The sequence below is a fragment of the Micromonospora craterilacus genome (assembly GCF_003236315.1).
Classification (GTDB): domain Bacteria; phylum Actinomycetota; class Actinomycetes; order Mycobacteriales; family Micromonosporaceae; genus Micromonospora; species Micromonospora craterilacus.
In genome coordinates, this window is the sequence record NZ_POTY01000001.1 from 79,422 (window position 1) to 101,924 (window position 22,503).

General features: G+C 71.3%; 20 protein-coding genes. 2 read left to right on the forward strand and 18 right to left on the reverse strand.

Translation table 11 applies throughout. The annotated features are described in order from the left end of the window. Positions 1-25 precede the first annotated feature (25 nt). Genes C1I95_RS00305 through C1I95_RS00330 form a run of 6 tightly spaced genes read right to left on the reverse strand, consistent with a single transcriptional unit; the run spans position 26 to position 6,743 of the window. Entirely contained in the window at positions 26-877 is an 852-nt protein-coding gene (locus tag C1I95_RS00305) for a sugar phosphate isomerase/epimerase family protein (RefSeq protein WP_199523521.1), read from the reverse strand. Continuing rightward, positions 874-2,049 (reverse strand): ABC transporter substrate-binding protein, encoded by a 1,176-nt coding sequence (locus C1I95_RS00310; protein WP_111211682.1) that lies wholly within the window; start codon positions 2,047-2,049, stop codon positions 874-876. The genes C1I95_RS00305 and C1I95_RS00310 overlap by 4 nt, the downstream gene beginning before the upstream one ends. Positions 2,050-2,081: 32 nt before the next feature. Beyond that, positions 2,082-3,098: an ABC transporter permease gene (locus C1I95_RS00315; RefSeq protein ID WP_111211683.1), complete on the reverse strand. Its 1,017-nt coding sequence runs from the start codon at positions 3,096-3,098 to the stop codon at positions 2,082-2,084. After that, on the reverse strand, positions 3,095-4,120 hold the full coding sequence (locus tag C1I95_RS00320) for an ABC transporter permease (protein ID WP_233513163.1): 1,026 nt from the start codon (positions 4,118-4,120) through the stop codon (positions 3,095-3,097). The genes C1I95_RS00315 and C1I95_RS00320 overlap by 4 nt, the downstream gene beginning before the upstream one ends. After that, positions 4,117-5,619 carry a sugar ABC transporter ATP-binding protein gene (locus C1I95_RS36850; RefSeq protein ID WP_111211723.1) on the reverse strand — a complete coding sequence of 501 codons (1,503 nt, stop codon included), beginning with the start codon at positions 5,617-5,619 and terminating at the stop codon, positions 4,117-4,119. Before C1I95_RS36850 ends, C1I95_RS00320 begins: the two co-directional genes overlap by 4 nt. Further along, positions 5,616-6,743: a Gfo/Idh/MocA family protein gene (locus tag C1I95_RS00330; protein WP_111211684.1), complete on the reverse strand. Its 1,128-nt coding sequence runs from the start codon at positions 6,741-6,743 to the stop codon at positions 5,616-5,618. Before C1I95_RS00330 ends, C1I95_RS36850 begins: the two co-directional genes overlap by 4 nt. Before the next feature lie 133 nt (positions 6,744-6,876). On the opposite strand from C1I95_RS00330, the gene C1I95_RS00335 reads away from it, so the two are divergent. Further along, complete coding sequence (locus tag C1I95_RS00335) at positions 6,877-8,046, forward strand: ROK family transcriptional regulator (protein ID WP_111211685.1); 1,170 nt, start codon at positions 6,877-6,879, stop codon at positions 8,044-8,046. 49 nt (positions 8,047-8,095) lie between these two features. On the opposite strand, the gene C1I95_RS00340 is transcribed toward C1I95_RS00335, so the two are convergent. The 11 genes from C1I95_RS00340 to C1I95_RS00390 all read right to left on the reverse strand — a co-directional run bounded on the left by C1I95_RS00340 (position 8,096) and on the right by C1I95_RS00390 (position 19,761). Further along, the gene (locus tag C1I95_RS00340; protein ID WP_233513164.1) at positions 8,096-8,926 is read right to left on the reverse strand and encodes an amidohydrolase family protein; all 831 of its coding nucleotides are present in this window, start codon (positions 8,924-8,926) and stop codon (positions 8,096-8,098) included. Next, the gene (locus tag C1I95_RS00345; RefSeq protein WP_111211686.1) at positions 8,923-9,891 is read right to left on the reverse strand and encodes an aldo/keto reductase; all 969 of its coding nucleotides are present in this window, start codon (positions 9,889-9,891) and stop codon (positions 8,923-8,925) included. Before C1I95_RS00345 ends, C1I95_RS00340 begins: the two co-directional genes overlap by 4 nt. An 81-nt stretch (positions 9,892-9,972) precedes the next feature. Beyond that, positions 9,973-11,022 carry an ABC transporter permease gene (locus tag C1I95_RS00350; protein ID WP_111211687.1) on the reverse strand — a complete coding sequence of 350 codons (1,050 nt, stop codon included), beginning with the start codon at positions 11,020-11,022 and terminating at the stop codon, positions 9,973-9,975. Continuing rightward, positions 11,015-12,532 carry a sugar ABC transporter ATP-binding protein gene (locus C1I95_RS00355; RefSeq protein ID WP_111211688.1) on the reverse strand — a complete coding sequence of 506 codons (1,518 nt, stop codon included), beginning with the start codon at positions 12,530-12,532 and terminating at the stop codon, positions 11,015-11,017. The genes C1I95_RS00350 and C1I95_RS00355 overlap by 8 nt, the downstream gene beginning before the upstream one ends. Before the next feature lie 81 nt (positions 12,533-12,613). Beyond that, a complete protein-coding gene (locus C1I95_RS00360) occupies positions 12,614-13,663 on the reverse strand; it encodes a sugar ABC transporter substrate-binding protein (RefSeq protein WP_111211689.1) in 1,050 nt (349 codons plus the stop codon). After that, complete coding sequence (locus tag C1I95_RS00365) at positions 13,660-14,466, reverse strand: SDR family NAD(P)-dependent oxidoreductase (protein WP_111211725.1); 807 nt, start codon at positions 14,464-14,466, stop codon at positions 13,660-13,662. Before C1I95_RS00365 ends, C1I95_RS00360 begins: the two co-directional genes overlap by 4 nt. Continuing rightward, a complete protein-coding gene (locus C1I95_RS00370) occupies positions 14,463-15,776 on the reverse strand; it encodes an L-fuconate dehydratase (RefSeq protein WP_111211690.1) in 1,314 nt (437 codons plus the stop codon). Before C1I95_RS00370 ends, C1I95_RS00365 begins: the two co-directional genes overlap by 4 nt. Beyond that, positions 15,773-16,627: a fumarylacetoacetate hydrolase family protein gene (locus C1I95_RS00375; RefSeq protein ID WP_111211691.1), complete on the reverse strand. Its 855-nt coding sequence runs from the start codon at positions 16,625-16,627 to the stop codon at positions 15,773-15,775. Before C1I95_RS00375 ends, C1I95_RS00370 begins: the two co-directional genes overlap by 4 nt. A gap of 245 nt (positions 16,628-16,872) precedes the next feature. After that, on the reverse strand, positions 16,873-17,574 hold the full coding sequence (locus tag C1I95_RS00380) for a FadR/GntR family transcriptional regulator (RefSeq protein WP_111211692.1): 702 nt from the start codon (positions 17,572-17,574) through the stop codon (positions 16,873-16,875). Between the two features lie 298 nt (positions 17,575-17,872). Then, positions 17,873-18,508, reverse strand: a complete 636-nt coding sequence (locus tag C1I95_RS00385) for a LuxR C-terminal-related transcriptional regulator (protein ID WP_111211693.1) — start codon at positions 18,506-18,508, stop codon at positions 17,873-17,875. Then, entirely contained in the window at positions 18,460-19,761 is a 1,302-nt protein-coding gene (locus tag C1I95_RS00390; RefSeq protein WP_199523526.1) for a sensor histidine kinase, read from the reverse strand. Before C1I95_RS00390 ends, C1I95_RS00385 begins: the two co-directional genes overlap by 49 nt. A gap of 114 nt (positions 19,762-19,875) precedes the next feature. On the opposite strand from C1I95_RS00390, the gene C1I95_RS00395 reads away from it, so the two are divergent. Beyond that, the gene (locus C1I95_RS00395) at positions 19,876-20,913 is read left to right on the forward strand and encodes a fatty acid desaturase family protein (RefSeq protein ID WP_199523522.1); all 1,038 of its coding nucleotides are present in this window, start codon (positions 19,876-19,878) and stop codon (positions 20,911-20,913) included. A gap of 17 nt (positions 20,914-20,930) precedes the next feature. On the opposite strand, the gene C1I95_RS00400 is transcribed toward C1I95_RS00395, so the two are convergent. Further along, on the reverse strand, positions 20,931-22,355 hold the full coding sequence (locus tag C1I95_RS00400; protein ID WP_111211694.1) for a DEAD/DEAH box helicase: 1,425 nt from the start codon (positions 22,353-22,355) through the stop codon (positions 20,931-20,933). Between the last annotated feature and the right edge of the window lie 148 nt (positions 22,356-22,503).

Below are 22,503 nucleotides of genomic sequence, written 5' to 3' on the forward strand. Positions count from 1 at the left end.
GCTGGTGTGCAGTTGGCCGTCGGCGTTAGGGCATCACCGCCCTCAGGAACGTCAGGCCGTCCACGGCGATCGCGTCCTGACTTGCGGCGAGTGGACGCCAGATGGAGGCGGCGGTCGCGATCGTCGCGTTCTCCGCGGTGAACGACTCGATGCACAGCGGGCCGGGGTAGCCCGCCTGGTCGAGCGCGGCCAGGATCGCCGGCCAGTCCAGGTGGTCGGCGCCGGGAGTGCCGCGGTCGTTGCCGCACACCTGGACGTGGGCCACCCGGCCGGCGGCCGCGCGGATCGCGGCCGGGATGTCCGTCTCCTCGATGTTCTGGTGGTAGAGGTCGAGCGCGACGCCGCAGTGCGGCAGGTCGCCGATCGCGTCGAGGGTCTGGCCGATGGTGTTGAGCAGGCTCGTCTCGTAGCGGTTGAGCGGCTCGACGGCCACCGTGACGCCGGCCGCGCCCGCGTACTCGACGACGGGGGCGAGGCTCTCCCGCAGCTGCGCGTACGCCGTGGCCCGCTCGGCGGGCGACAGTCGCCAGGTGCGGCCGACCGACGCGTACGCCGGACCGGCGATCACCGGCGAACCGACCGTCGCGGCGGCGTCCACCACGCGCATCAGATAGTCCTGTGTGGACCGGATGGTCTGCGGATCGGCGGCGACCAGCTCACGACCGGGTGGCATGACGAGGCACACGGTGGCGCCGAGTCCGTGGTCGGCGAGCACCTGGGCGGCCCGCTCCGCCGCCCAGTCGCCCGGATTCTCCACCGGGAGTTCGAGCACGTCGAAGCCCCACCCCGCGACCTTGGCCGCGAGGGCGGCCAAGGTCGCGTCGGTCAACGGTGAGTTCCACACCCACGTGTTGACCCCGAGCAGATGCTTGCTCACTTCCACGGCCCCGGGTAGCCCGGCATCTCCTCACAGCCGCACATGGCGTAGTGCAGCGGCGGCATGTCCTGCTTGACGTAGGTGGTGACGTTGTCGCTGGTGATCCGCGGCTGCGGCAGCACCCACTCCTTCGGCACCTGCTCGCCCTTGAGGATCTTCAGCGCCGCGATGACCGGGGTGCGCCACTGGTAGGTGGGATAGGTCGGCGCGACGGCGGTCAGGTTCTCGTCGACCCACAGCCGCAGGAAGTCCTGCTGGTCCTCGCCGACGATGGGGGGTACGGCGACCCCGGCGTCCTGGAACGCCTCGACCGCGGCGACGGCCGTCGCGCCGGCGTCCATCCACACGCCGTCGATCTGGCCGGCGCGCTGGAGGTAGTCGGACACGATGCTCTTGGTCTTGGCGGCGTCGCCGTCGGTGAACTCCACACCGGCCACGTCGAGCTCGCTGCCGGCGAAAATCTCGTTGGCGGCCGCCCACCGCTGTTCGAGCACGTCCACGCCGGGCAGGATGCGCAGGGCGAGGATCTTGCCGCCCGGCTTGACCTTCTCCTTCAGGAACTCCGCACCGTCGGCGCCGAAGGCGAAGCCGCCGATGGGGTGGATGAAGGTGACCGGGCAGGTGGTGTTGACGCCCCGGTCGAACACGATCACCGGCACGCCGGTGCCGCACGCCTGCTCGACGGCCGGCGTCAGCGTGGCGGTGGTGTTCGGCGAGATGATGATCGCGGAGCAGTTCTTGGCCGACAGCGACTGGATGTCGCTGATCTGCTTGTCGTCCTTGGCCTCCGCGTCCAGCACGGTGAACGTGCTGATCTCCGGGTGCAGCTTCACCTCCTCCTGCATGGTCTTGTAGCCCACCTGCCGCCAGGGGTTGTTCACCGCGGCGTTGGAGAAGCAGAGGGTGTAGTTCCCGCCGGGCTTGGCGAACTTCGCGGTGTCGACCAGCTCCGGCTGGAGCATCTGCTCCCACGGCTTGCCGTCCGGGCCCTCCGGGGTGGCGCTGCGGAACGCCAGCTGGCGCTCGTATTCGGCCTGGTCGAAGAACTCCGACTTGGCGGCCTCGGACTTGGACGGCGAGTCGCCGGGGGTGTTGTCGGCGGGCAGGTCGCTGGAGCACCCGGCGAGCGCGAGCGCGCCGGCCACGACCACCACGGACCATCTCTTGGTCATTATCGTTGATCTCCTTACTAGCTGCGCGGACATCAGGAGGAGGAGGCGGGTTGCGCGGGTCGTACGTGGTTCCGCTGTTTCGGCCACAACCGCAGCCGTTGCCGCACACCGCCGCCGAGTGATGCGTAGGCGACGGCGACGATGATGATCACGCCCTGCACGGCTGACTTGAGGGCGCCGCTGACGCCGAGCAGGTTCAGCAGCGTGAACAGGGACTCCAGCGACAGCGCGCCGGCGGCGGCGGCGACCACCGACCCCCGGCCGCCGCCGAGGAGCACGCCGCCCAGCACCACGGCCGTGATCGCCCGGAACTCCAGGCCGTTGCCGACCTGCGCCGAGACGCCGGCGAACCCGCCCAGCAGGATCGCGGCGACCGCGGCGAGCAGCCCGGACAGGGCGAAGGCGAGCAGCCGGAGCCGGTCCACCTGGCCGCCGGACAGTCGTACGGTGGCCTCGTTGTCGCCGACCGCCACCAGGGCCCGACCGGTGCCGCCACGCATGAACAGCACCGCGGCGACCAGGATCGCCAGCAGGATGAGCACCGACCACGGGACCGCGCCGAGCAGCGGAACCTCCGCCGCGCCGCGCCCGAACATCCGGAACCCCTCGGACAGGGCGCCGCGGGGGGCACCACCGGTCCACAGGAACGTCGCGCCGTCGAGCACGAGCAGCATGCCGAGCGTGACGATGAACGACGGGACCAGGAGTTTCGTCGTGATCAGCCCGTTGACCAGGCCGACCAGCAGGCCGAACCCGAGCACGAGCGGGATCACCCAGGCTGCCGCCGACTCGTCACCGTCGATGAGTCGTGCCGCGATGACCACCCCGGCGGTCACCAGCGCGCCCACCGACAGGTCGAATCCGCCGGAGACGATGACGAGGTACTGCCCGATGGCGAGGATCATCAGCGGCGCGGCACGTTTGAGCAACGCCAGGTAGCCGGCGGGCTCGCTGTAGGCCGGTCCGACGATCGCGAGGCCGATGAGCAGCAGGAGCAGGAAGACGAGGGCCGGTGCGGTGCCCTCGGCCAGGCGGGGACGCCAGGTCATGTCAACCTCCCGTGGGCGCGGTTGGCGGTCATCCGCCGGGCGTAGAGCGCGACCGCGGTCACGAGTACGACTCCGCGCACCACGTCCTTGAAGAACGGGTCGACCTCGAGGGCGTCGAAGGTCGTGTCCAAGGTGGCCAGGATGAGGACGCCGCCGATGGTGCCGGCGATGCCGCCCCGGCCACCGGCGAGCAGCGTCCCGCCGAGCACGACGGCGGCGATCGACTCCAGGTCGTAGCCGGCGTCGGTGCCGACGTACGGGGCGCCGGACCCGAGTCGGCTGGCGAGGTAGATGCCGGCGAGGCCGGCGGCGACCGAGCACAGCACGTGCGCGGTGACGATGGTCCGGCGGGTCCGTACCCCGGACAGCCGGGCCACCTCGATGTCGCCGCCGACGGCGTACATGTGGTAGCCGGGGCGGGTCCGCGTGAGGTACCACCAGGCCAGGGCGGCGACGGCAAGCATGAGCAGCGCCGCGACCGGAACCGGGCCGATCCGGTCGTAGCCGAGGTGCTGGAATGCGCGCGGTACGTCGCCGGCCGGCCCGGTGTAGTTGTCCTCGAGGTAGCCGCGCAGGATCAGCGCCACGCCGAGCGTGGCGATGAACGCGTGGGCCTTGAGGACGGTGATGACCAGCCCGTTGACCAGACCGACGCCGGCGGCCACGGCGAGGGCGAGCAGCACGCCGGGCAGGATCATGCCGTCCTGCCCGGCCATCGTCTGTGCGGCGATCAGTGAGGTGAGACCGACCAGGTAGGCGACGGACAGGTCGAGGGATCCGGTGAGGATCACCATCGTCTGTCCTATCGCCACCAGGCCGAGCGCGGTGGCCCGGGTGAGGATGTTGAGGATGCCGTTCTGGTCGAGCAGGACCTCGCCGCGCAGCCCGACGAGCACGCTGCCGACGACCAGCAGCGCGACGAGGGCGAGGTAGACGATGACGGTCGGGTGGAGGCGCCGGTGCACCGCCGCCCGGGTGGTTCTCTGCCTGGCCGGTACGGTGTTCTCCTGAAGTGTGCTCACGCCACCTCACCGATCCCGTGCCCGGTGGCCAGCGCCATCACGGCCCCCTCGCTCGCGCCGGCGGGCAGTTCACCGGCCGGCGCGCCGTCGTGCATGACAAGGATCCGGTCGCTCATCCCGATGAGTTCGGGCAGCTCCGAGGAGATCATCAGCACCGCCACGCCGCGCCGGGCGAGATCGCGCAACATCTCGTGCACGGCCCGCTTCGCGCCGACGTCGATGCCGCGGGTCGGCTCGTCGATGAGCAGCACCGTCGGCTCGACCGCCAGCCACTTGGCGAGCACGACCTTCTGCTGGTTGCCGCCGGACAGGAAGCGCACCTCCTGGTGCTCGCTGCGGGCGACCACGTTCACCTTGTCGAGCAGCGCCGACAGGTCGGACTTCACGCGGGAGCGGGCGCCGCGCAGCGCGGCGCGGCGGACCAGCAGCGTGTTGTCGCGTACGGATTGGCGAAGGGCCAGCCCGTCGCCCTTGCGGTCCTCGGTGACCAGGGCGATCCCGAGGCGCACGGCGGTGCGGGGTCGGGTCACCCGTCGTGCCGACCCGTCCACCTCCATCGCGCCGCGGGTGAACGGCTCGACACCGAACACGGCCCGCGCGACCGCCGAGCGGCCGGAGCCTTGCAGCCCGGCCAGGCCGACGATCTCCCCCGCGCGTACCTCGAGGTTCAGGTCGCGGACGCGGGCGTTGCCGGCGCCGCGCAACGCGAGGCGGACCGGCCCGAGGTCGTCGGGGGTGGCCCGGTCCGGGTAGTACTCGCCCAGGTCGCGGCCCACCATGTGCCGGACGAGGTCCTCCGAGGTCAGTTCGCTGGTCGGGGCGCAGGTGACGAGCTGGCCGTCCTTGAGCACGGTGATCCGGTCGGAGAGGTCGAACACCTCGCGCATGCGGTGTGAGACGTAGAGGATCGCGATGCCCCGCTCGCGCAGTCGGCGCACCAGGTCGTAGAGCAGTTCGACCTCGTGATCGGCGAGCGCGGCGGTGGGCTCGTCCATGCCGAGCACCCGGGCGTCGGTCGACAGCGCCTTGACGATCTCCACGACCTGCCGCTGGGCGACCGACAGCGCCGAGACGGGGTCGGCCGGGTCGATCCCCTCCTCGCCGAGCCAGTCCAGCAGTTCGCGGGTGTCGGCGATCATGCGCCGCCGGTCGACCTGCATCCGCCGTACCGGCTCGCGGCCGAGGTAGACGTTCTCCGCGACGCTGCGGTGCGGCAGCAGGGTGAACTCCTGGTGGATGATCGCGATGCCGGCCCGCTGCGCGTCGGTGGGACTGGCGAAGGACACCTCGCCGCCGTCGACCTCGATGCTGCCGCTGTCTGGTTTGTGGACCCCGGCCAGCACCTTGAGCAGCGTGGACTTGCCCGCGCCGTTCTCGCCCATCACGGCGTGCACCTCGCCGCCGCGCAGTTCCAGGTCCACCCCGTGCAGCACCGGTACGCCGAGGAAGGACTTGGTGATTCCGGTCAGCCGGACGCTGGTCGTTGTGCCGGTTGTCATGCCGGCACCTCGCGCCACGCACCGTCGGTGGCCGCCGAGGCCAGCACCGTGTCGGTGATCCGGACGGCGCGCAGGCCGTCCGCGAACGTGGGCAGACCGTCCGGGGCGTCCTCGCCGTGTACCGCTCGGTAGGTGTCGGCGACGAACGCGTCGAAGCAGTCCTGGTAGCCCTGTGCGTGCCCGGCGGGCAGCCGGACGTAGCGCGCGGCGGAGGGGTGCAGCGTGGCGGGGTCACGCAGCAGCGTCTGGCCGCCCTCGCGCCGGCCGACCCACAGTCGCTCCGGGTCCTCCTGGTCGAAGCCGAAGCTCGCGTCGGTGCCGGAGAGCTCCAGGTGCAGCCGGTTCTTGCGGCCGGCGGCGACCTGCGACACCACCAGTGTGCCGACCATGCCGGCGGCGGTGGTGAAGTGCACGGCGGCCAGGTCCTCGGTGGGTTTCCCGTTGTTGCGGGCGCGTTCGTGCACGACCGCGGTGCGCGCGGACAGGCTGGCGATCCGGTCGCCCGTGACGAACTCGAACAGGTCGCACCAGTGTGAGCCGATGTCGGCGAACGCCCGTGAGGGCCCGCCGAGGGCGGCGTCGACGCGCCAGTCGTCGTCGGACGGGCGGGACAGCCAGTCCTGCAGGTAGCCGCCGGTCACGCTGGCGACGACGCCGGCCTCGCCCGCGGCCAGCCGGGCCCGCAGTTCGCGCACCATCGGGTGGAAGCGGTAGACGAAAGGCACCGTGGCCACCCGGTCGCCGGCCGCCGCCGCGAGCGCCACGGCCTCGGCGCTGTCGGTGGCGAGCGGCTTTTCGCAGATGACGTGCACGCCGGCGGCGAGCGCGGCGGCGGCGACGGGGGCGTGCGACGCGTTGGGTGTGCACACGTGCAGCACGTCGATCTCGGCGTGGTCGAGCAGGGCCGCCAGGTCCGGGTAGCCCTCGTCCGCGCCGACGGCGCGAGCCGCGGCGGCGGCCCCTTCGGGGCGCGATGCCATTGCGGCCACGACGGTCGCCCCGGCGCGCCGGGCCGCTTCCGCGTGCACCTGCCCCATGAACCCCGCGCCTACAACCGCCACGCGCAGCGTCTGCTGCTCGGCTTCGAGCCCGCCAGACGCCGTTATTAGATCGGTCACAGACATGTGACGACGGTAAGGCCGACTTATGGCGATGGTCAACAAAAGTTTGGCCGCCGTCGCCCATAGTGGGATGGCCGCAATCCAAAAGTGGGCCGTCCCGAGCGGCTGGAAGCGCGCGTGCCGCTTTAATTGAGAGATGAACCTTCGGCAGAACGCCGCCCCGACGTCGCCCGGTGAGCTGCTGGGACTGCTGCGCGACGGCCAGGCGCGCACCCGTGCCGAACTGGCCACCGAGACCGGACTGGCCCGGTCGACGGTGCGCCTGCGGCTCGACGCGCTCATGCACGCCGGCCTGGTGAGCGGGGGCAACGACGCCGTCACCGGTGGCCGGCCCGCGAGCCGGTTCGTGTTCAACGCCCGGGCGCGGGTGGTGCTGGCGGCCGACGTCGGCGCCACCCACGCCACCATCGCCGTCACCGACCTGACCGGTGAGCCGCTGACCATGGAGAGGCTCGCGCTGGACATCGCCGACGGCCCCGACGCGGTGCTCGGCCTGCTCATCGACACCTGGCGGCGGATGCGCGCCAGCCACCTCCCCACCGTCCCCATCGCCGGTGTCGGCATCGGGCTGCCCGGCCCGGTCGCGCACTCCACCGGCAAGCCGACCCACCCGCCGATCATGCCGGGCTGGAACGGATACGACGTGCCCGCGCGGATCGCCGCCGACTTCGCCGTGCCGGTCCTGGTGGACAACGAGGTCAACCTGATGGCGCTCGGGGAACACGTCCGCTGCTTCCCCGACGAAGCGCACATGGTCTTCGTCAAGGTCGCGACCGGCATCGGCTCCGGCCTGATCAGCAACGGTCAACTGCACCGCGGCGACGTCGGCGCCGCCGGCGACCTCGGGCACATCCTGGCCCCGCACGGGGGCGACGTGCGGTGCCGCTGCGGCAACAGCGGGTGCCTGGAGGCCGTGGCCAGCGGCCCCGCCATCGCCGCGAAACTGCACGCCGCCGGCCTCGACGCGACGAACAACGCGGACGTGGTGGCTCTCGTGCAGGCCGGCAGCCCGATCGCCGGCCAAGCCGTGCGGCAGGCCGGTCGGGACATCGGTGAGGTGCTGGCCACCTGCGTCAGCCTGTTCAACCCGTCGCTGATCGTGGTCGGCGGGGCGATCGCGGAGGCCGGCGAGATGCTGCTGGCGGGCGTCCGGGAGTCGATCTACCGTCGCTCGCTGCCGCTGGCCACCGAACGCCTGCGCATCGTCACCTCACGGGCCGGCGCGAACGCGGGCGTCGTCGGCGCCGCGTCGATGGTCGTCCAGCATGTGCTGTCCCCGAGCGTGCTGGACCGCGAGCTGGCCTGACCGGGTGCGCGGCGCCAGGTCCTGCGGCTCGGCGGTCCGCACCGGGCGTTCACGGCAGGGCGTAGACGCGGCGGGCGGTGCCGCCCAGCACGGCCGCCCGCTCGGTCGCCGTGCAGCCGGCCAGCAGTTCGTCGGTGAGGGTGAGCACGTCGCGGTAGTCGCCGGCCAGCTCGCACACCGGCCAGTCGGATCCGAACATCACCCGGTCGGCGCCGAAGGTGGCCAGCACGTGCTCGGCGTACGGCCGGATCCGCGCGGTGTCCCAGTCGTCCCAGTCCGCCTCGGTGACCAGCCCGGACAGCTTGCAGACGACGTCTTCGCAGCCGGCCATCGCCACGATCCAGGACGCCCACGGCTCCCACTCCCCCGCCGCGATGGCGGGTTTGCCCGCGTGGTCGACCACGAACCGGACGTCGTCGTGCCGCCGTACGGTGGCGAGGGCGGCGGCCCGTTGCGGGGCGCGTACGAGGAGGTCGTACGCCAGCCCACGAGCGCCCAGCGCGGCGAGTCCGCGGGTGACGTCGTCGCGGAGCAGCCAGTCCGGGGCCGGCTCGTCCTCCACCTGGTGTCGTACCCCGACGAGCGGACCGGCGCGCAGGCGGTCGATCTCGGTGCCGACGTCGGTGCCGGTCAGATCGAGCCAGCCGACGACGCCCGCGACCAGTCCCCCGCTCGTCGCCGCGGTGGCGAGGAACTCCTCGGTCTCGGCCACCGACGACACGGTCTGCACGAGCACGGTCGCGCCGACCTGGTCGCCGGCCGCGGCGCGCAGGTCCGCCACGGTGTAGGCGCGGCGGATCGGGGCGAGGGCGGCGCCGGCCATCCACGGGTAGGGCCGTACCGCGGGATCCCACAGGTGGTGGTGCGCGTCGACGATCACGGCTCGATCAACCCCTCGGTCGTCAGGTCGTCCCAGAACGCGTCGGGCACCGGCTTGGCGAGGAGTTGCGCGTTGCGGACGACCTGCTCGGTGGTCTTCATGCCGACGACCACGGCCGCGACGGCGGGATGTCGGGCCACGAAGGCCATCGCCGCCTGCGGCAGCGTCACCCCGTGGCGGCGGCACACCTCGGCGATCCGGGCCGCCCTTGCGTGCACCGGGTCCGGGACCGGGTGGTAGTCGTACATCCGGCCGGGTGCCTCGGTGGCGAGCACGCCGCTGTTGAAGACACCGGCGGCCAGCACGGACACCCCGCGTTCCTGGCAGCGGGGCAGCAGCCGCTCCCCCGCCGACTGGTCCAGCAGTGTGTACCGTCCGGCGAGCATGACCGTGTCGATGTCGGTCTCGGCGACGAGCCGTTCCAGCATCTGCCACTGGTTCATGCCGGCGCCGATCGCGCCCACCACACCCTGGTCGCGCAGCTCGTGCAGCGCCGGGTACGCCTCGTCGACGGCCTGCCGCCAGTGGTCGTCGGGATCGTGGAGCAGTACGACGTCGACCCGGTCGAGTCCCAGGCGGTCGAGACTGGACTCCAGCGACCGGCGTACGCCGTCGGCGCTGAAGTCCCACCGGCGGGCCTGGTCGGCCGGCACGTCGAACCCGCCCGCCTCGTCGCGCAGGTGCGCGGTCTCGGGCGAGGGCACCAGCACCCGGCCGACCTTCGTGGAGATCGTGTACTCGTCGCGCGGACGGCCGGCCAGCGCGACACCCAGCCGACGTTCGGACAGTCCGAGCCCGTAGTGCGGCGCGGTGTCGAAGTAGCGGATCCCCGCCTCCCACGCCGCATCGAGCGCGCCGTGCGCCGTCTCGTCGTCCACGACCCGGTACAGGTTGCCGATCCCCGCCGCGCCGAACCCGAGCCGGCTCACCCGTACCCCTGACCCACCCAGCCGGGTGCTCCTCATGGCAACCTCCGTGCCTTCGCGATGCGGTTGTCTGCGGACCAGTCGTCGGTGGTCCCCAGCAGTTCGGGCCGGCGGGGCGGCTCAGTCCTGGGCCTTGCCGCTGGTGAGTCTGGCCAGGACGAGGGCGACGAGGATGACCAGGCCGTTGACCGCCTGGATCTGGTCGGGTCTGACCTGGGCCAGGGTGAGCACGTTCTGGATCAGGCCGAGCAGGACGACGCCGGTGAGCGCGCCGACCAGGGAGCCCTTGCCGCCGTCGAGGCTGATCCCGCCGATCACCGCCGCGGCGAACACAGTGAAGATCATCCCGCTGCCCTGGTTGGCGGCCACCGAGCCGAGCCGCGCGGACAGCATCAGCCCGGCGAGGGCGGCGAGCGCGCCGGCGACGATGAACGTCACCCAGATCACCCGCTCGACGCGGATGCCGGCGGCCCGCGCCGCGTCGGGGTTGCCGCCGACGGCGTAGATCGAGCGCCCGAACCGGGTGTAGCCGAGCACGACGACGCCGACGGCGAAGGCCAGGACGACGATCCAGATCGACAGCGGCACGGTGAGGATGCGCAGGCTGCCGAGGTTGTCGATGGTGGGGATGCGGTTGGCCAGGTTGGAGATGGTGGCGCCGCCGACGATCGCCAGTTGCAGGCCCCGCAGGGCGATGAGCATCGCCAGTGTGACGATGAACGCGGAGAGTTTGAACCGTACGACCAGCAGCCCGTTGAACACCCCGATCAGCGCGCCGAACATCAGCGCCACCGGTAGGACCGTCCAGGTGGGCCACGGCGCGCCGAGCATCGAGGTCTGGCCGACCACGAGGAAGATCGCCACCGCGGGGGCGATGCCGACGATCGACTCCAGCGACAGGTCGAACTTGCCGACGATCAGCACCAGCGCCTCCGCTAGCACCACGAGCGCCAGCTCGGTCTGGTACTTCAGCACCGTGTCGACCAGGTACGACTTGGTGAGGAACACGTCCGGCCGGAGCGTGTAGCCGTAGATCAGCAACGCGATGATCGGTGGGACCAGGGCAAGGTCGCGCAGCCGCGCCAGTCGCAGCCGGTTGAACGGGCGACCGGTGGGCTTGGGCGGTCGCGGCGGTGCCTCCGGGGCGCCGGCGGCAAGCGTCTCAGACATCCTTTTCACCGATTCCTTCGATCTCGGCCACGAGCGTGGCCTCGTCCCAGCCGCGCGGGTGCTCGGCGACGACGCGGCCGGCCACCATCACCACCACCCGGTCACACACCCGCAGGTCGTCCAGTTCGTCGGAGACCAGCAGTGCGCCGCGACCGCGCCGGGTCTCCGCGTCCACCACCCCGAGCAGGGACTCCTTCGACCGCACGTCCACCCCGACGGTCGGATGCACCAGCACCAGGACCCGGGGGTCGCGGGCCAGTGCCCGGGCCATCACCACCTTCTGCGCGTTGCCGCCGGACAGCTCACCGACCGGCTGATGGGGGCCGGCGGTGTGCACTTCGAGGTCGGCGATCGCCTTGCGGCCCCGGGCGTCGCGCTGCCTCGGCAGCACCATGAAAGCCGGGCCGAGCCGGTCCGCGACGGTCATCGTGGCGTTCTCCGCGACCGAGAGCCCGGGTACGAACCCGTCGGCGTTGCGGTCCGCGGGCAGGTACCCGATGCCGGCGCGCAACGCGGCCGGGACGCTGGCCGGCTTCACCGCGGCGTCCGCGACCCGCACCCGGCCGGTACGCGGGCGGAGCCCGACCACCGCCTCGGCGAGTTGCCGCTTGCCGCTGGCGGCGGAGCCGGTCACTCCGACGATCTCGCCCTGCCGCACGGTCAGGTCGATCGGCCCGGTGAACCCGGGTACCCCGACGGCGTCGAGGGTGAGCACCGGCTCGGCCGAAGCGGGCACCGACGGCCGGTCCTGCCCGACCTGTACCAGCCCGCGTGCGTCGCCGATCATCGCCTCGACGAGCTTGGCGTGGTTCATCTCCGCCACCGGCGCGGTGACGATGTGCCGGGCGTCCCGGAACACCGTCACCCGCTGGCAGATCTCGTAGATCTCCGGCAGGTGGTGGGAGATGAACAGGAACGTCACGCCCTGCCGCTGCAGGTCGGTGAGGCGGTCGAAGAGCCGTGCGATGGCCCGGGCCTCTAGCTGCGCGGTCGGCTCGTCCAGGATGACGAACCGGGCACCGTGCGACAGCGCCCCGGCGATCTCCACCAGTTGCCGCTGCTCGACGGTCAGCTCCCGCGCCGGTGTGTCCGGGTCGACCGGCACCGCCCACGACTCCAGCAGGTCCGTCGCCGTCCGCCGCAACCGCGACCGGGACAGCAGGCCGAACCGGCCGCGTGGCTGGCGGTCGAGGAAGAGGTTCTCCGCGACCGACAGCTCGCCGACCACCGACGGCTTCTGGTACACGCAGGCCACGTGCTGGCGCCAGGCGACCCGGTCGCCCAGTGGTGGGGCCGGGCGGCCCGCGAAGCGGACCTCACCGGCGTCCGGCTTGAGCAGCCCGGTCAGGACACCGACCAGGGTGGACTTGCCGGCGCCGTTACGGCCGACGAGCGCGTGCGTCTCGCCGGGCAACACGGTCAGGTTGCCCTCGGCGAGCGCCACGGTCGGGCCGAACCGCTTGGCGATCCCGATCGCCTCGACCACGGGTCTGGACTCGTCGTCGACCATCACACAGTCCTCCGGTTCCGGCCGCGAGGGCGGTGTGACGCCGAACGGCCCGAGGGTCGTCCGGCGTCACACCGGCCCGCATTACTGCTTGTTGCCCCAGAGGGCGGGGTCATCGACGTTGTCCTTGGTGATCAGGGGTGCGGGCAGCTGGTCCTCGAAACCGTTGGGCAGCTTGATCACGGTGCTGCCGTGGTCGGTGGGCCCTTCCTTCGGCACCACGCCCTCCATCGCCTGCTTGGCCCAGTACAGGCCGTACTGTGCGTAGGCGTCGGCCGGCTGGGAGACGGTCGCGTCGATCTCGCCCTTGCGGATCGCGTCCAGTTCCTGCGGGATGCCGTCGTTGGAGACGATGAAGATGTGCCGCGGGTCGTCCGGCGGGAAGAGCAGCTTGCGCTGCTTGAGCACCTGCAGGGTCGGGTCGAGGAACACTCCGCCGGCCTGCATGTAGACGCCCTTGAGGTCCGGGTCGGTGGACAGCCGGGTCTCCAGGGCGGCCTGCGCCTTGCTGCCCTCCCACTCGGTGGGCTCCTCGAACACCGTGATGCCGGGGAACTTCTCGGTCATGCACTGCTTGAACGCCTCGGACCGGTCCCGCCCGTTGATCGAGGAGAGGGCGCCCTGGAATTCGATGACCTTGCCCTTGCCGCCGAGCTTCTCGCCGAGGAACTCGCAGGCCTTGGTGCCGTACGCCCGATTGTCGGCGCGGACGACCATGTAGACGTTGCCGGTGTCCGGCCGGGTGTCGACGCTGACCACCGGGATGTTCTTCTGCGTCAGCTCGTCGAGCTTCGGCCCGATGGCACCGGTGTCCTGCGGGGCGATCACGAGTGCCTTGGCCCCCTGGGTGACCAGGCTGTCGACATTGCTGATCAGCTTCTGGACGTCGTTCTGCGAGTTGGTCGGCCCGGTGATCTGGACACCGACCTCGGCTGCCTTGGGTGCGATGTAGCCCGCGTACGCGTTCCAGAAGTCGGAGTCGGCGCGTGGGAGATCGACGCCGACCGCGCCACTACCGCCTCCGCCGGGGGCGGCGGGCCCGGGGGAATCCTTGCTGCAGGCGGCGGTGGACGCGGCGAGTGCGACGGCCATGGCCAGGCCGAGCACCCCCCGCGCGGTTGTGCCCTTCCTCATGGTTTCCTCAATTCGCTGGTAGGGACGGATTCACTGGGCGAGGCCGTGGGGGCGGCCTGGCGCAGACGGAGTCCGTGCATGCCGCCGTCGACGGCGAGCACGGTCCCGGTGGTGGACGCGGCCAGCGGACTGGCCAGGTAGGCGATCGCGGTGGCCACCTCGGCGGCGGAGACCAACCGCCCGATCGGCTGACGTGCGCGCAGGGCCGTTAGTTCGGCGGCCGGGTCGCCGGCGGAGTCGAGCAGCCGCCGTACCCACGGTGTGTCGACCGTGCCCGGGTTCACGCAGTTGACCCTGATGCCCTCGCCGACGTGGTCGGCGGCCATGGCGAGGGTCAGCGACTGCACGGCGCCCTTCGTCGCGCTGTACAGCGCCCGGTTGGGCAGGCCGGCGGTCGCCGCGATGGAGCAGGTGTTGACGATGGCGGCGCAGGAGGAGGCCCGCAGGTAGGGCAGCGCCGCCCGGGTTACCCGGACGATCCCGACCACGTTGACGTCGAGCACCCGGTGCCACTCGTCGTCCGAGTTCGCCTCGACGCTTCCCTGCGCGCCGATCCCGGCGTTGTTGACCAGGACGTCCAGTGCGCCGAGTCGGTCTGCGGCGAGCGTCACCGCCTGGGTCACCGAGCCCGCGTCGGTGACGTCGCACTCGACGCCGAGCAGCGGGTCCGGCACACCGGACGGGTCCAGGTCCAGGCAGGCGACGGCGGCTCCCCGATCGGCGAGCAGCCGGGCCGCGGCGAGGCCGATGCCCGAGCCGCCGCCGGTCACCACCGCGACCAGCCCGGCGAACTCCCCGTTCATGACGCCTCCGTCCCGGTCCACACCGGACCGTCCGGGTAGGCGTAGTCGATCAGCGTCTGCGGCCGCAGGGTGGCGCTGAACCCGGGTGAGGTCGGGGCGAGGTAGTTGCCGTTTCGGATGGTGACCGGGTGGACGAAGTGTTCGTGCAGGTGGTCTACGAACTCGATGACGCGGTTCTCCATCGAGCCGGAGACCGCCAGGTAGTCGAACATCGACAGGTGCTGCACCAGCTCACACAGGCCGACGCCGCCGGCGTGCGGGCACACCGGCACACCGAACTTGGCCGCCAGCAACAGGATGGCGACGTTCTCGTTGACCCCGGCCACCCGTGCGGCATCCAACTGCAGGTAGGAGATCGCGCCGGTCTGCAGCAGCTGCTTGAAGATCACCCGGTTCTGGACGTGTTCCCCGGTGGCCACCTTGACCGGCGAGATCGCCCGGGCGATGGTGGCGTGCCCGAGCACGTCGTCGGGGCTGGTCGGCTCCTCGATCCACCACGGGTCGAACCTGGCCAGTTCGCGGACCCAGGCGATCGCCTCGCCCACGTCCCACCGCTGGTTGGCGTCGACCGCGATCCGGACGTGGGGGCCGACGGCCTCCCGGGCGATGGCCATCCGCCGCACGTCGGCGGCGAGGTCGGCGCCCACCTTGAGCTTGATCTGCGTGAAGCCGTCGGCGACGGCCTCTTTGCAGAGCCGGCCCAGTTTGGCGTCGTCGTAGCCGAGCCAGCCGGGAGTGGTGGTGTAACCGGGGTAGCCATGCTTGAACAGATGCGCCTCACGTTCGGCCTTGCCGTCTGCGGCGCGGCGGAGGATGTCCAGCGCCTCCCCGCGGGTGAGCGCGTCGGTCAGGTAGCGGAAGTCGACCAGGTCGACGAGTTCCTCCGGGGTGAAGTCGGCGAGCAGCTTCCAGACGGGCTTGCCCTCCCGCTTGGCGCGCAGGTCCCACAGGGCGTTGACCACGGCGGAGATCGCCATGTGCATGACGCCCTTCTCCGGGCCGAGCCAGCGCAGTTGGGAGTCGTGCACCATCTCGCGCCAGACGCGGCCGAGGTCGTTGAGGGTGGCGTCCAGGGGACGTCCCATCACGTAGGGCTCGAGCGCGGAGATCGCGGTGGTCTGGATGTCGTTGCCTCGCCCGATGGTGAAGGCGAAACCGTGCCCCTCGTGTCCGTCCGCCGCGTCGGTGGCGATGATGACGTAGGCGGCCGAGTAGTCGGGGTCCGGGTTCATCGCGTCGGATCCGTCGAGGTCCCGCGAGGTGGGGAACCGGATGTCGTACGTCCGCAGGCTGGTGATCCGGGCGGTCATGACGCGTCCACGACCGTCTGGCGCTGCGTGCCGAGACCGTCGATCTCGACTTCGATGACGTCCCCGGCCCGCAGGTAGGGCTTCGGCTCCGGCAGCCCCAGGGCCACGCCGGCCGGTGTGCCGGTGTTGATGACGTCGCCCGGTTCGAGCACCATGAACTGGCTGACGTAGCGGATGATCTCGGCAACGCCGAAGATCATGTTTTTGGTGTTGCCGTCCTGACGGCGGGTGCCGTTGACGCTCAGCCGCAGCCCCAGCTGCTGCGGGTCCGGGACTTCGTCGGCGGTGACCAGCCAGGGGCCGAGCGGGTTGAACGTCTCGCAGGACTTGCCCTTGTCCCACTGGCCGCCGCGTTCGAGTTGGAACTCGCGTTCGGAGAGGTCGTTGGAGATCGCGTAGCCCGCGACACAGGCGAACGCCTCCGCGTCACTGGCCAGGTAGCGGGCGGTCCGGCCGATGACGACCGCGAGTTCGACCTCCCAGTCGGTCTTGACGCTGCCCCGAGGGATGAGGACCTGATCGTTCGGTCCGACCATTGTGTTCGGTGCCTTCATGAACAGGATCGGCTCGGCCGGCAGTTCCGCGCCGGTCTCGGCCGCGTGGTCGGAGTAGTTCAACCCGACGCAAACGATCTTGCCGGGGCGCGCGAGCGGAGCACCGATCCGCACTTCACGTTCCACGGCGGGCAGTTCGCCGCGCTCGACCGCCGCGCGCACCACGTCGATGCCGTCGCCGGACAGGAACGCCCCGTCGATCTCAGCCACCAGGTCGGAGAGGTCGAGCAGCCGGCCACGGGTGTCCAGTACCGCTGGACGCTCCTGGCCGGCCGCCCCCACTCGAAGTAGCTTCACTCCACACCCCTCCGGCCAAACATCGGATCTGTTGCCTGGTTGTATAGTGGAGTTACGGGGGTGTTGCAAGACCTTACGGAGAAGTGGTCGGCAATAGGTCCGATGACCAGGGCGGCCACCGTATGGTCCGACCGGCGGCCCTGCGGACGACCGGCGCCACTGGCCTCACCGACCGGGCACGAGCCCGGGTACGAGACGAGGCACCTCGCCGAGGTCGGCGAGGTGCGGCAACGCTTCCCGGATGGTCAGGCCGACGGAAGCTCCGACCCGGCCTCACCGAGTGCGTTGCGAAGCCACTGCTCGACGCCGGCGATGTGGACGGTCGCCCAGGCCCGCGCCACCCCGGGTTGACGCGCCTCGATCGCCTCGCAGATCGCCTCGTGCTGCTCCCGGGTCCGCCGCACCGCGCCCTCCTGCGTCAACCCGCGCCAGACCCGGGCACGGGTGGTCGGGCCGGACAGGCCGTCGATCAACGAACACAGCACCTTGTTCCCGGAGCCGGCGGCGATGTGGTTGTGGAACCGGAGATCGTTGGCCACCAGCGCCTCGACGGACGGCGAGTCGCCCAGTTCGGCGAGAATGGCGCGCAGCCCGGCGATCTCCTCGTCGGTCATCCTCGTCGCGGCCAGCTCGGTCGCGGCGGGCTCGAGGACTCGCCGCACCTCAAGGAACTGCAGCACCGTGTCGTCCTGGTGGAAGTCGACGACGAACCCGATCGCGTCCAGCAACAGGTCGGGTTCCAGGCTGGTCACGTAGGTGCCGTCGCCTTGGCGGACGTCCAGCACCCTGATCAGCGACAACGCCTTCACCGCCTCCCGCAGGGAGTTGCGGGACAGCCCCAGCCGCTCGGCGAGGTCGGCCTCTCTGGGCAGGCGCGAGCCCGGGGCCAGCTCGCCCTGGACGATCATCGCCTTGATCTTCTCGATCGCCTCGTCGGTGACCGGCACCGCACCTCCCCTGGTAGGACATCCGATGTCTCTCAGCGTACCTGCGCGCGGCGTCTCCTCCGGATCCGGCCACGTCCACCGAAACGTCGGGTCGCCCGTCGGCCCTTCGGCCGACGTAACGCCCACGGAGAGTGGACCCTCCCCCGGCAGTCGTAGCGCACTGCCGACCGCGCCGACACCGGCCGCACAGCGACATCGGCGGCACAAACATTGGATCTTCTCGGCCCCGGACGGCCTGGCCGGGCTCCCCCGGGTGTCTCCGGCGGAGGTTCCGGTCCCTGATCGCGGCCGGCCGCCGTCAGGCGTTGAGGTATGCCAGGACGGCAAGCACCCGCCGGTTGTCGTCGTCGGAGGGCGGCATGTCAAGTTTGGTGAGAATGTTGTTCATGTGCTTGCTCACCGCTTTCTCGGTGATGCGGAGCTTGGCCGCGATCGCGGCATTGGAGCGGCCTTCAGCCATCTCACCGAGCACTTCCCGTTCCCTGGCGGTGAGCACCGCCAGGGGCTCCCGGCGGGCGAGGAGCTGTGAGATCACTTCCGGGTCCATCGCGGTACCGCCGGCGGCGACCCGGCGGATCGCATCGACGAACTCGCCGACGTTGGACACCCGATCCTTGAGCAGGTAGCCCACCCCGCCGTGGGGAGTGCCGAGCAGCTCGCGGGCGTACATGGGCTCCACGTGCTGGGAGAGCACGAGGATCGGCAGGCCGGGTATCTGGGTGCGGGCCGCGATCGCGGCTTGCAGACCTTCGTCGGTGAACGTGGGCGGGAGCCGGACGTCGACGACCGCCACCTGAGGTTGGTGGGTGACCAGGGCGGGCAGCAGGGCCGGGCCGTTGTCGACGGCCGCGACGACGTCGAAGTCGAAGGCCCGCAGGATCCGGGTCAGCCCGTCCCGGAGGAGTGCGTGGTCCTCGGCGATGACAACGCGCACGGCAACTCCATGGTGATGACGGTGGGCCCCCCGGGCGGGCTCGACAGGGCCATCGTGCCATCGAAGGCGGCGAGGCGGCGTTCGATGCCCCGCAGACCGGTACCGGCGACGGGGTCGGCGCCACCCGCCCCGTCGTCGGTGACCACCATGGTCAGCGTGCTGTCCGCGTGTCGCAGGGACACCGATCCGGTGTGGGCGCGGCTGTGCCGGACCATGTTGGTCAGGGTCTCGGCGACGGCGAAGTACGCGGCCGACTCGACAGGTGTGTCGAGTCGGCCGGGTAGGTCGACATCGACCGTGATCGGCACGGGCAGGCTGAGCGCCAGCGCCCGCACCGCGCCCCCCAGTCCACGTTCCGCCAGCACGGGTGGATGGATGCCGCGTACCAGGTGCCGCAGCTCGACCAGTGCGGTGCCGCTCGCCTCACGCGCTTCGGCGAGCATCTCGTGGGCTGCGCTCGGGTTCCGGTCGATCAGTTCGTCGGCGAGACCGATCATCATGCCCAGCGAGACGAGCCGTGCCTGGATGCCGTCGTGCAGGTCACGCTCGATCCGGCGCAGCTCGGCCGCCTGGGCGTCCACCGTGTCGGCGCGCGTCACGGTCAGCTGGGTGACGCGCAGGCGGAGTTCGGCGGCCCTGGTCGGCGCGAGCAGTAGCCGGGCGAAGTACGCGTCGACCCGCCGTAGCCACGGCGCCGCCCACAGACCACCGGCGAGGATGGCGGCGCCCTGCGGCAGGCTGATCAGGCCCTCGCTGAACGTGTCGATGGACCAGACGGCGCCGTAGCCGTACCAGTCGGTGCCGAGCCAGATCCACAACGGCGTCAGCGTCAGACCCGCGATCCCGTACAGCGGCACGGCCAGCGAGATCAGGCCGAGGGTGATCGCGACGATCGCGCCGGGCAGGAGCCAGGCGAGGTCCCGCCAGGTGGCCGGGTCCGTGACGATCCACCGGAAGCGCCGCCAGCCGCCGGGGATGGCCCGTTGCGGGGGCGGCTGGTAGGGACGTGGCACCAGCACGCCGGCCCGTGCGGCACGCCGACGTTCGAGGTCCGCCCGCTTGCGGACCAGCGTCATCGTCCACGGCACCAGCGCCATGCCGAGGAACGGCACCGGAACCAGGGCAAACACCACGACCGTTACGCCGAGCAGCGCGATGTTGGTCAGTGCCAGGCCGATCGCGGCCAGGCCGGCCAGCACGGCACGCACACCTCGCCAGACCCACCCGTACGTCGCATTGCCCGCCCCGGCCATGTCCACACGTCGTATTGTGCCGGCGACGTCACCGTTCGGCGGTGGTGCCAGCACCCCTTCTCCGGAGGGGTTAGCGCTCCTGACGACGCCGCCGTCGGGCGGTCTGCTGGAGTCATGACGACCACCACGACCATGACGCCGTCGCCGACGACGGCCGGCAGCGACTTCGCCGTCCTGTCCCGCCGGATCACCAACGCGGGGTTGATGCGCCGCCGGCCCGCCTACTACATCTTCCGGCTGAGCGTCGTCACGCTCATGTTCCTCGGCGGTTGGACAGCCTTCTTCGTCATCGGCTCCTCGTGGTGGCAGCTGCTCACCGCCGTGTTCCTCGCCGTCACGTTCGCCCAGGTCGCACTCGTGGCGCACGATCTGGCGCACCGGCAGGTGTTCCGCACCAGACGCCCGAGCGAGGTCGCCGGGCTGCTGGCCGGCAATCTCGGCGTCGGGATGAGCTACGGCTGGTGGATGGACAAGCACACCCGTCACCACAACAACCCGAACCATGACGACCTCGATCCGGACGTGGCCCCCGAGGTGCTGGTCTGGGCCACCGAGTCGGCCGCTGGCCGGCGCGGGCTGAAGGGCTTCATCACCCGGCACCAGGCCGCGCTGTTCTTCCCGCTGCTCACGCTGCTCGCCGTCAGCCTGAAGGTGTCCAGCGTGAAGGCGTTGCGCAACGGCACGGTGAAGCGGCGCGGTGTGGAGAGCGCGCTGCTGATCCTGCACGCCGTCGGCTACCTGGCAGCGCTGCTGGTCGTCCTCTCGCCGCTGCAGGCGATCGCTTTCCTGCTGCTACACCAGGCGTTGTTCGGCGTCTACCTGGGTATGACGTTCGCTCCCAACCACAAGGGCATGCCGCACCCGACCGGTGCCGAGGACTATCTACGCAAGCAGGTACTGACCTCCCGAAACGTCCGCGGCGGCTGGTTGACCGACGCGGCGCTCGGTGGGTTGAACTATCAGATCGAGCACCACCTGTTCCCCGGCATGCCGACGCCCAACCTGCGCAAGGCGCAACCGATCGTGCAGGCCTACTGCGCCGAGATCGGCGTCGCATACGAGCAGACCAGTCTCGTCGCCTCGTACCGCCAGGCCCTGCAACATCTGCACGAGGTGGGCGCACCCGCCCGCGCCGAACACGCGGCACGCTGACTCAGCGGTTGCGGCAGCTACCTGGTGCCACGGGCGGAACCGAGCCGGCTCCCCGCGGAGAAGGCGACCACCCCGGATGCTCGTCGCGTCGAGGATGCCGCCGGGTTTCGACCACTGCCGGCCGTACCCGACTCGCGTGCCCGGGTCTGCCGCGGCTCGGGCGCAGGCTGGCCGGCGGATCCGCGGCGCCGGGCGCGACGCGGCGCCTTCTCCCCCGTCCGGCCGCCGTCCACCGGAGCCGGGACCGGCGCGGGGACGAGCGTGCGGGGGCCCGGGGCGATCTCGTCGAGCAGTTGGTGCCCGGGCCGCAGTCGGGTGGTCGTCGGCGCGATGCCGGCCTGGCGGGCGAGTTGGCGGACCCCGGCGACCTGGTCGGCGGTCATGAGGGTGACCACCGTGCCGGTCGCGCCGCCCCGTGCGGTCCGCCCGGACCGGTGCAGGTACGCCTTGTACTCGGCCGGCGGGTCGGCGTGCACGACGAGCGCGACGTCGTCGACGTGGATCCCACGAGCGGCGATGTCGGTCGCGACCAGCGTCGTCACGTCGCCGTTGGCGAACGCCTGCAGATTTCGGCTCCGGGCGCCCTGCGCCAGGTTGCCGTGCAGCTCGGTCGCGGGAATGCCGGCCGCGACGAGCTGGCGGGTCAGCGTCTTCGCCCGCCGCTTGGTGCGCGCGAAGACCAGGGTGCGGCCCGGTGCGGCGGCGAGGTCGACGAGGACGGCCAGCCGGTCGCGGTCGTCGATGTGCAGCATGTGGTGCGGCACGTCCACCGGCGCGGCGGCGGAGTCGACGCTGTGGGTCATCGGGTTGGTGAGGTATCGCCGGACGAGGACGTCGACGCCGGCGTCGAGGGTCGCCGAGAAGAGCAGCCGCTGACCCTGCTTCGGGGTCCGGTCGAGCAGCCGCCGCACGGTCGGCAGGAAGCCGAGGTCGGCCATGTGGTCGGCCTCGTCGAGCACGGTGATCTCGACCGCGTCGAGGCTGGCATGGCCGCTGTCGACGTGGTCGGCGATCCGGCCCGGGCAGGCGACGACGATATCCACGCCCGACCGCAGGGCGCTGATCTGGCGACGGGGGTCCGTACCGCCGAAAACGGTCAGGGTACGCAAGGACATGGCCGCTGCCAGCGGGGCGATCGACGCCTCGATCTGGGTAGCGAGCTCACGGGTCGGCGCGAGTACCAGTGCGCGGGGACGTCCCGGCCGGCGCGGCGCGGCGCTCGCGGCGAGCCGGGCCACCAGGGGCAGCGCGAACGCGTAGGTCTTGCCCGACCCGGTGCGTCCTCGGCCGAGGACGTCGCGTCCGGCGAGGGCGTCGGGAAGGGTCGCGGCCTGGATCGGGAACGGCGCGGTGACGCCATTTTCGGCCAGCGCCCGCACGAGCGGGACGGGTACGCCGAGTTCCTGGAAGGTGGGAGTGGTGCGAGGGCGGCGTGCCGCCATGAATTCTCCGAACGTGGAAGTGTCAACTGCCCGGCGCTGGCCGGTGCCGTTTGCGCTGGTGACCGGAGTCGAATCCGGCAGGGGCAGAGCGGAACGGTGGAACATGTCCAGGCTACCTGACCGAGATCCGGGCCGTGCCGGACGGCGT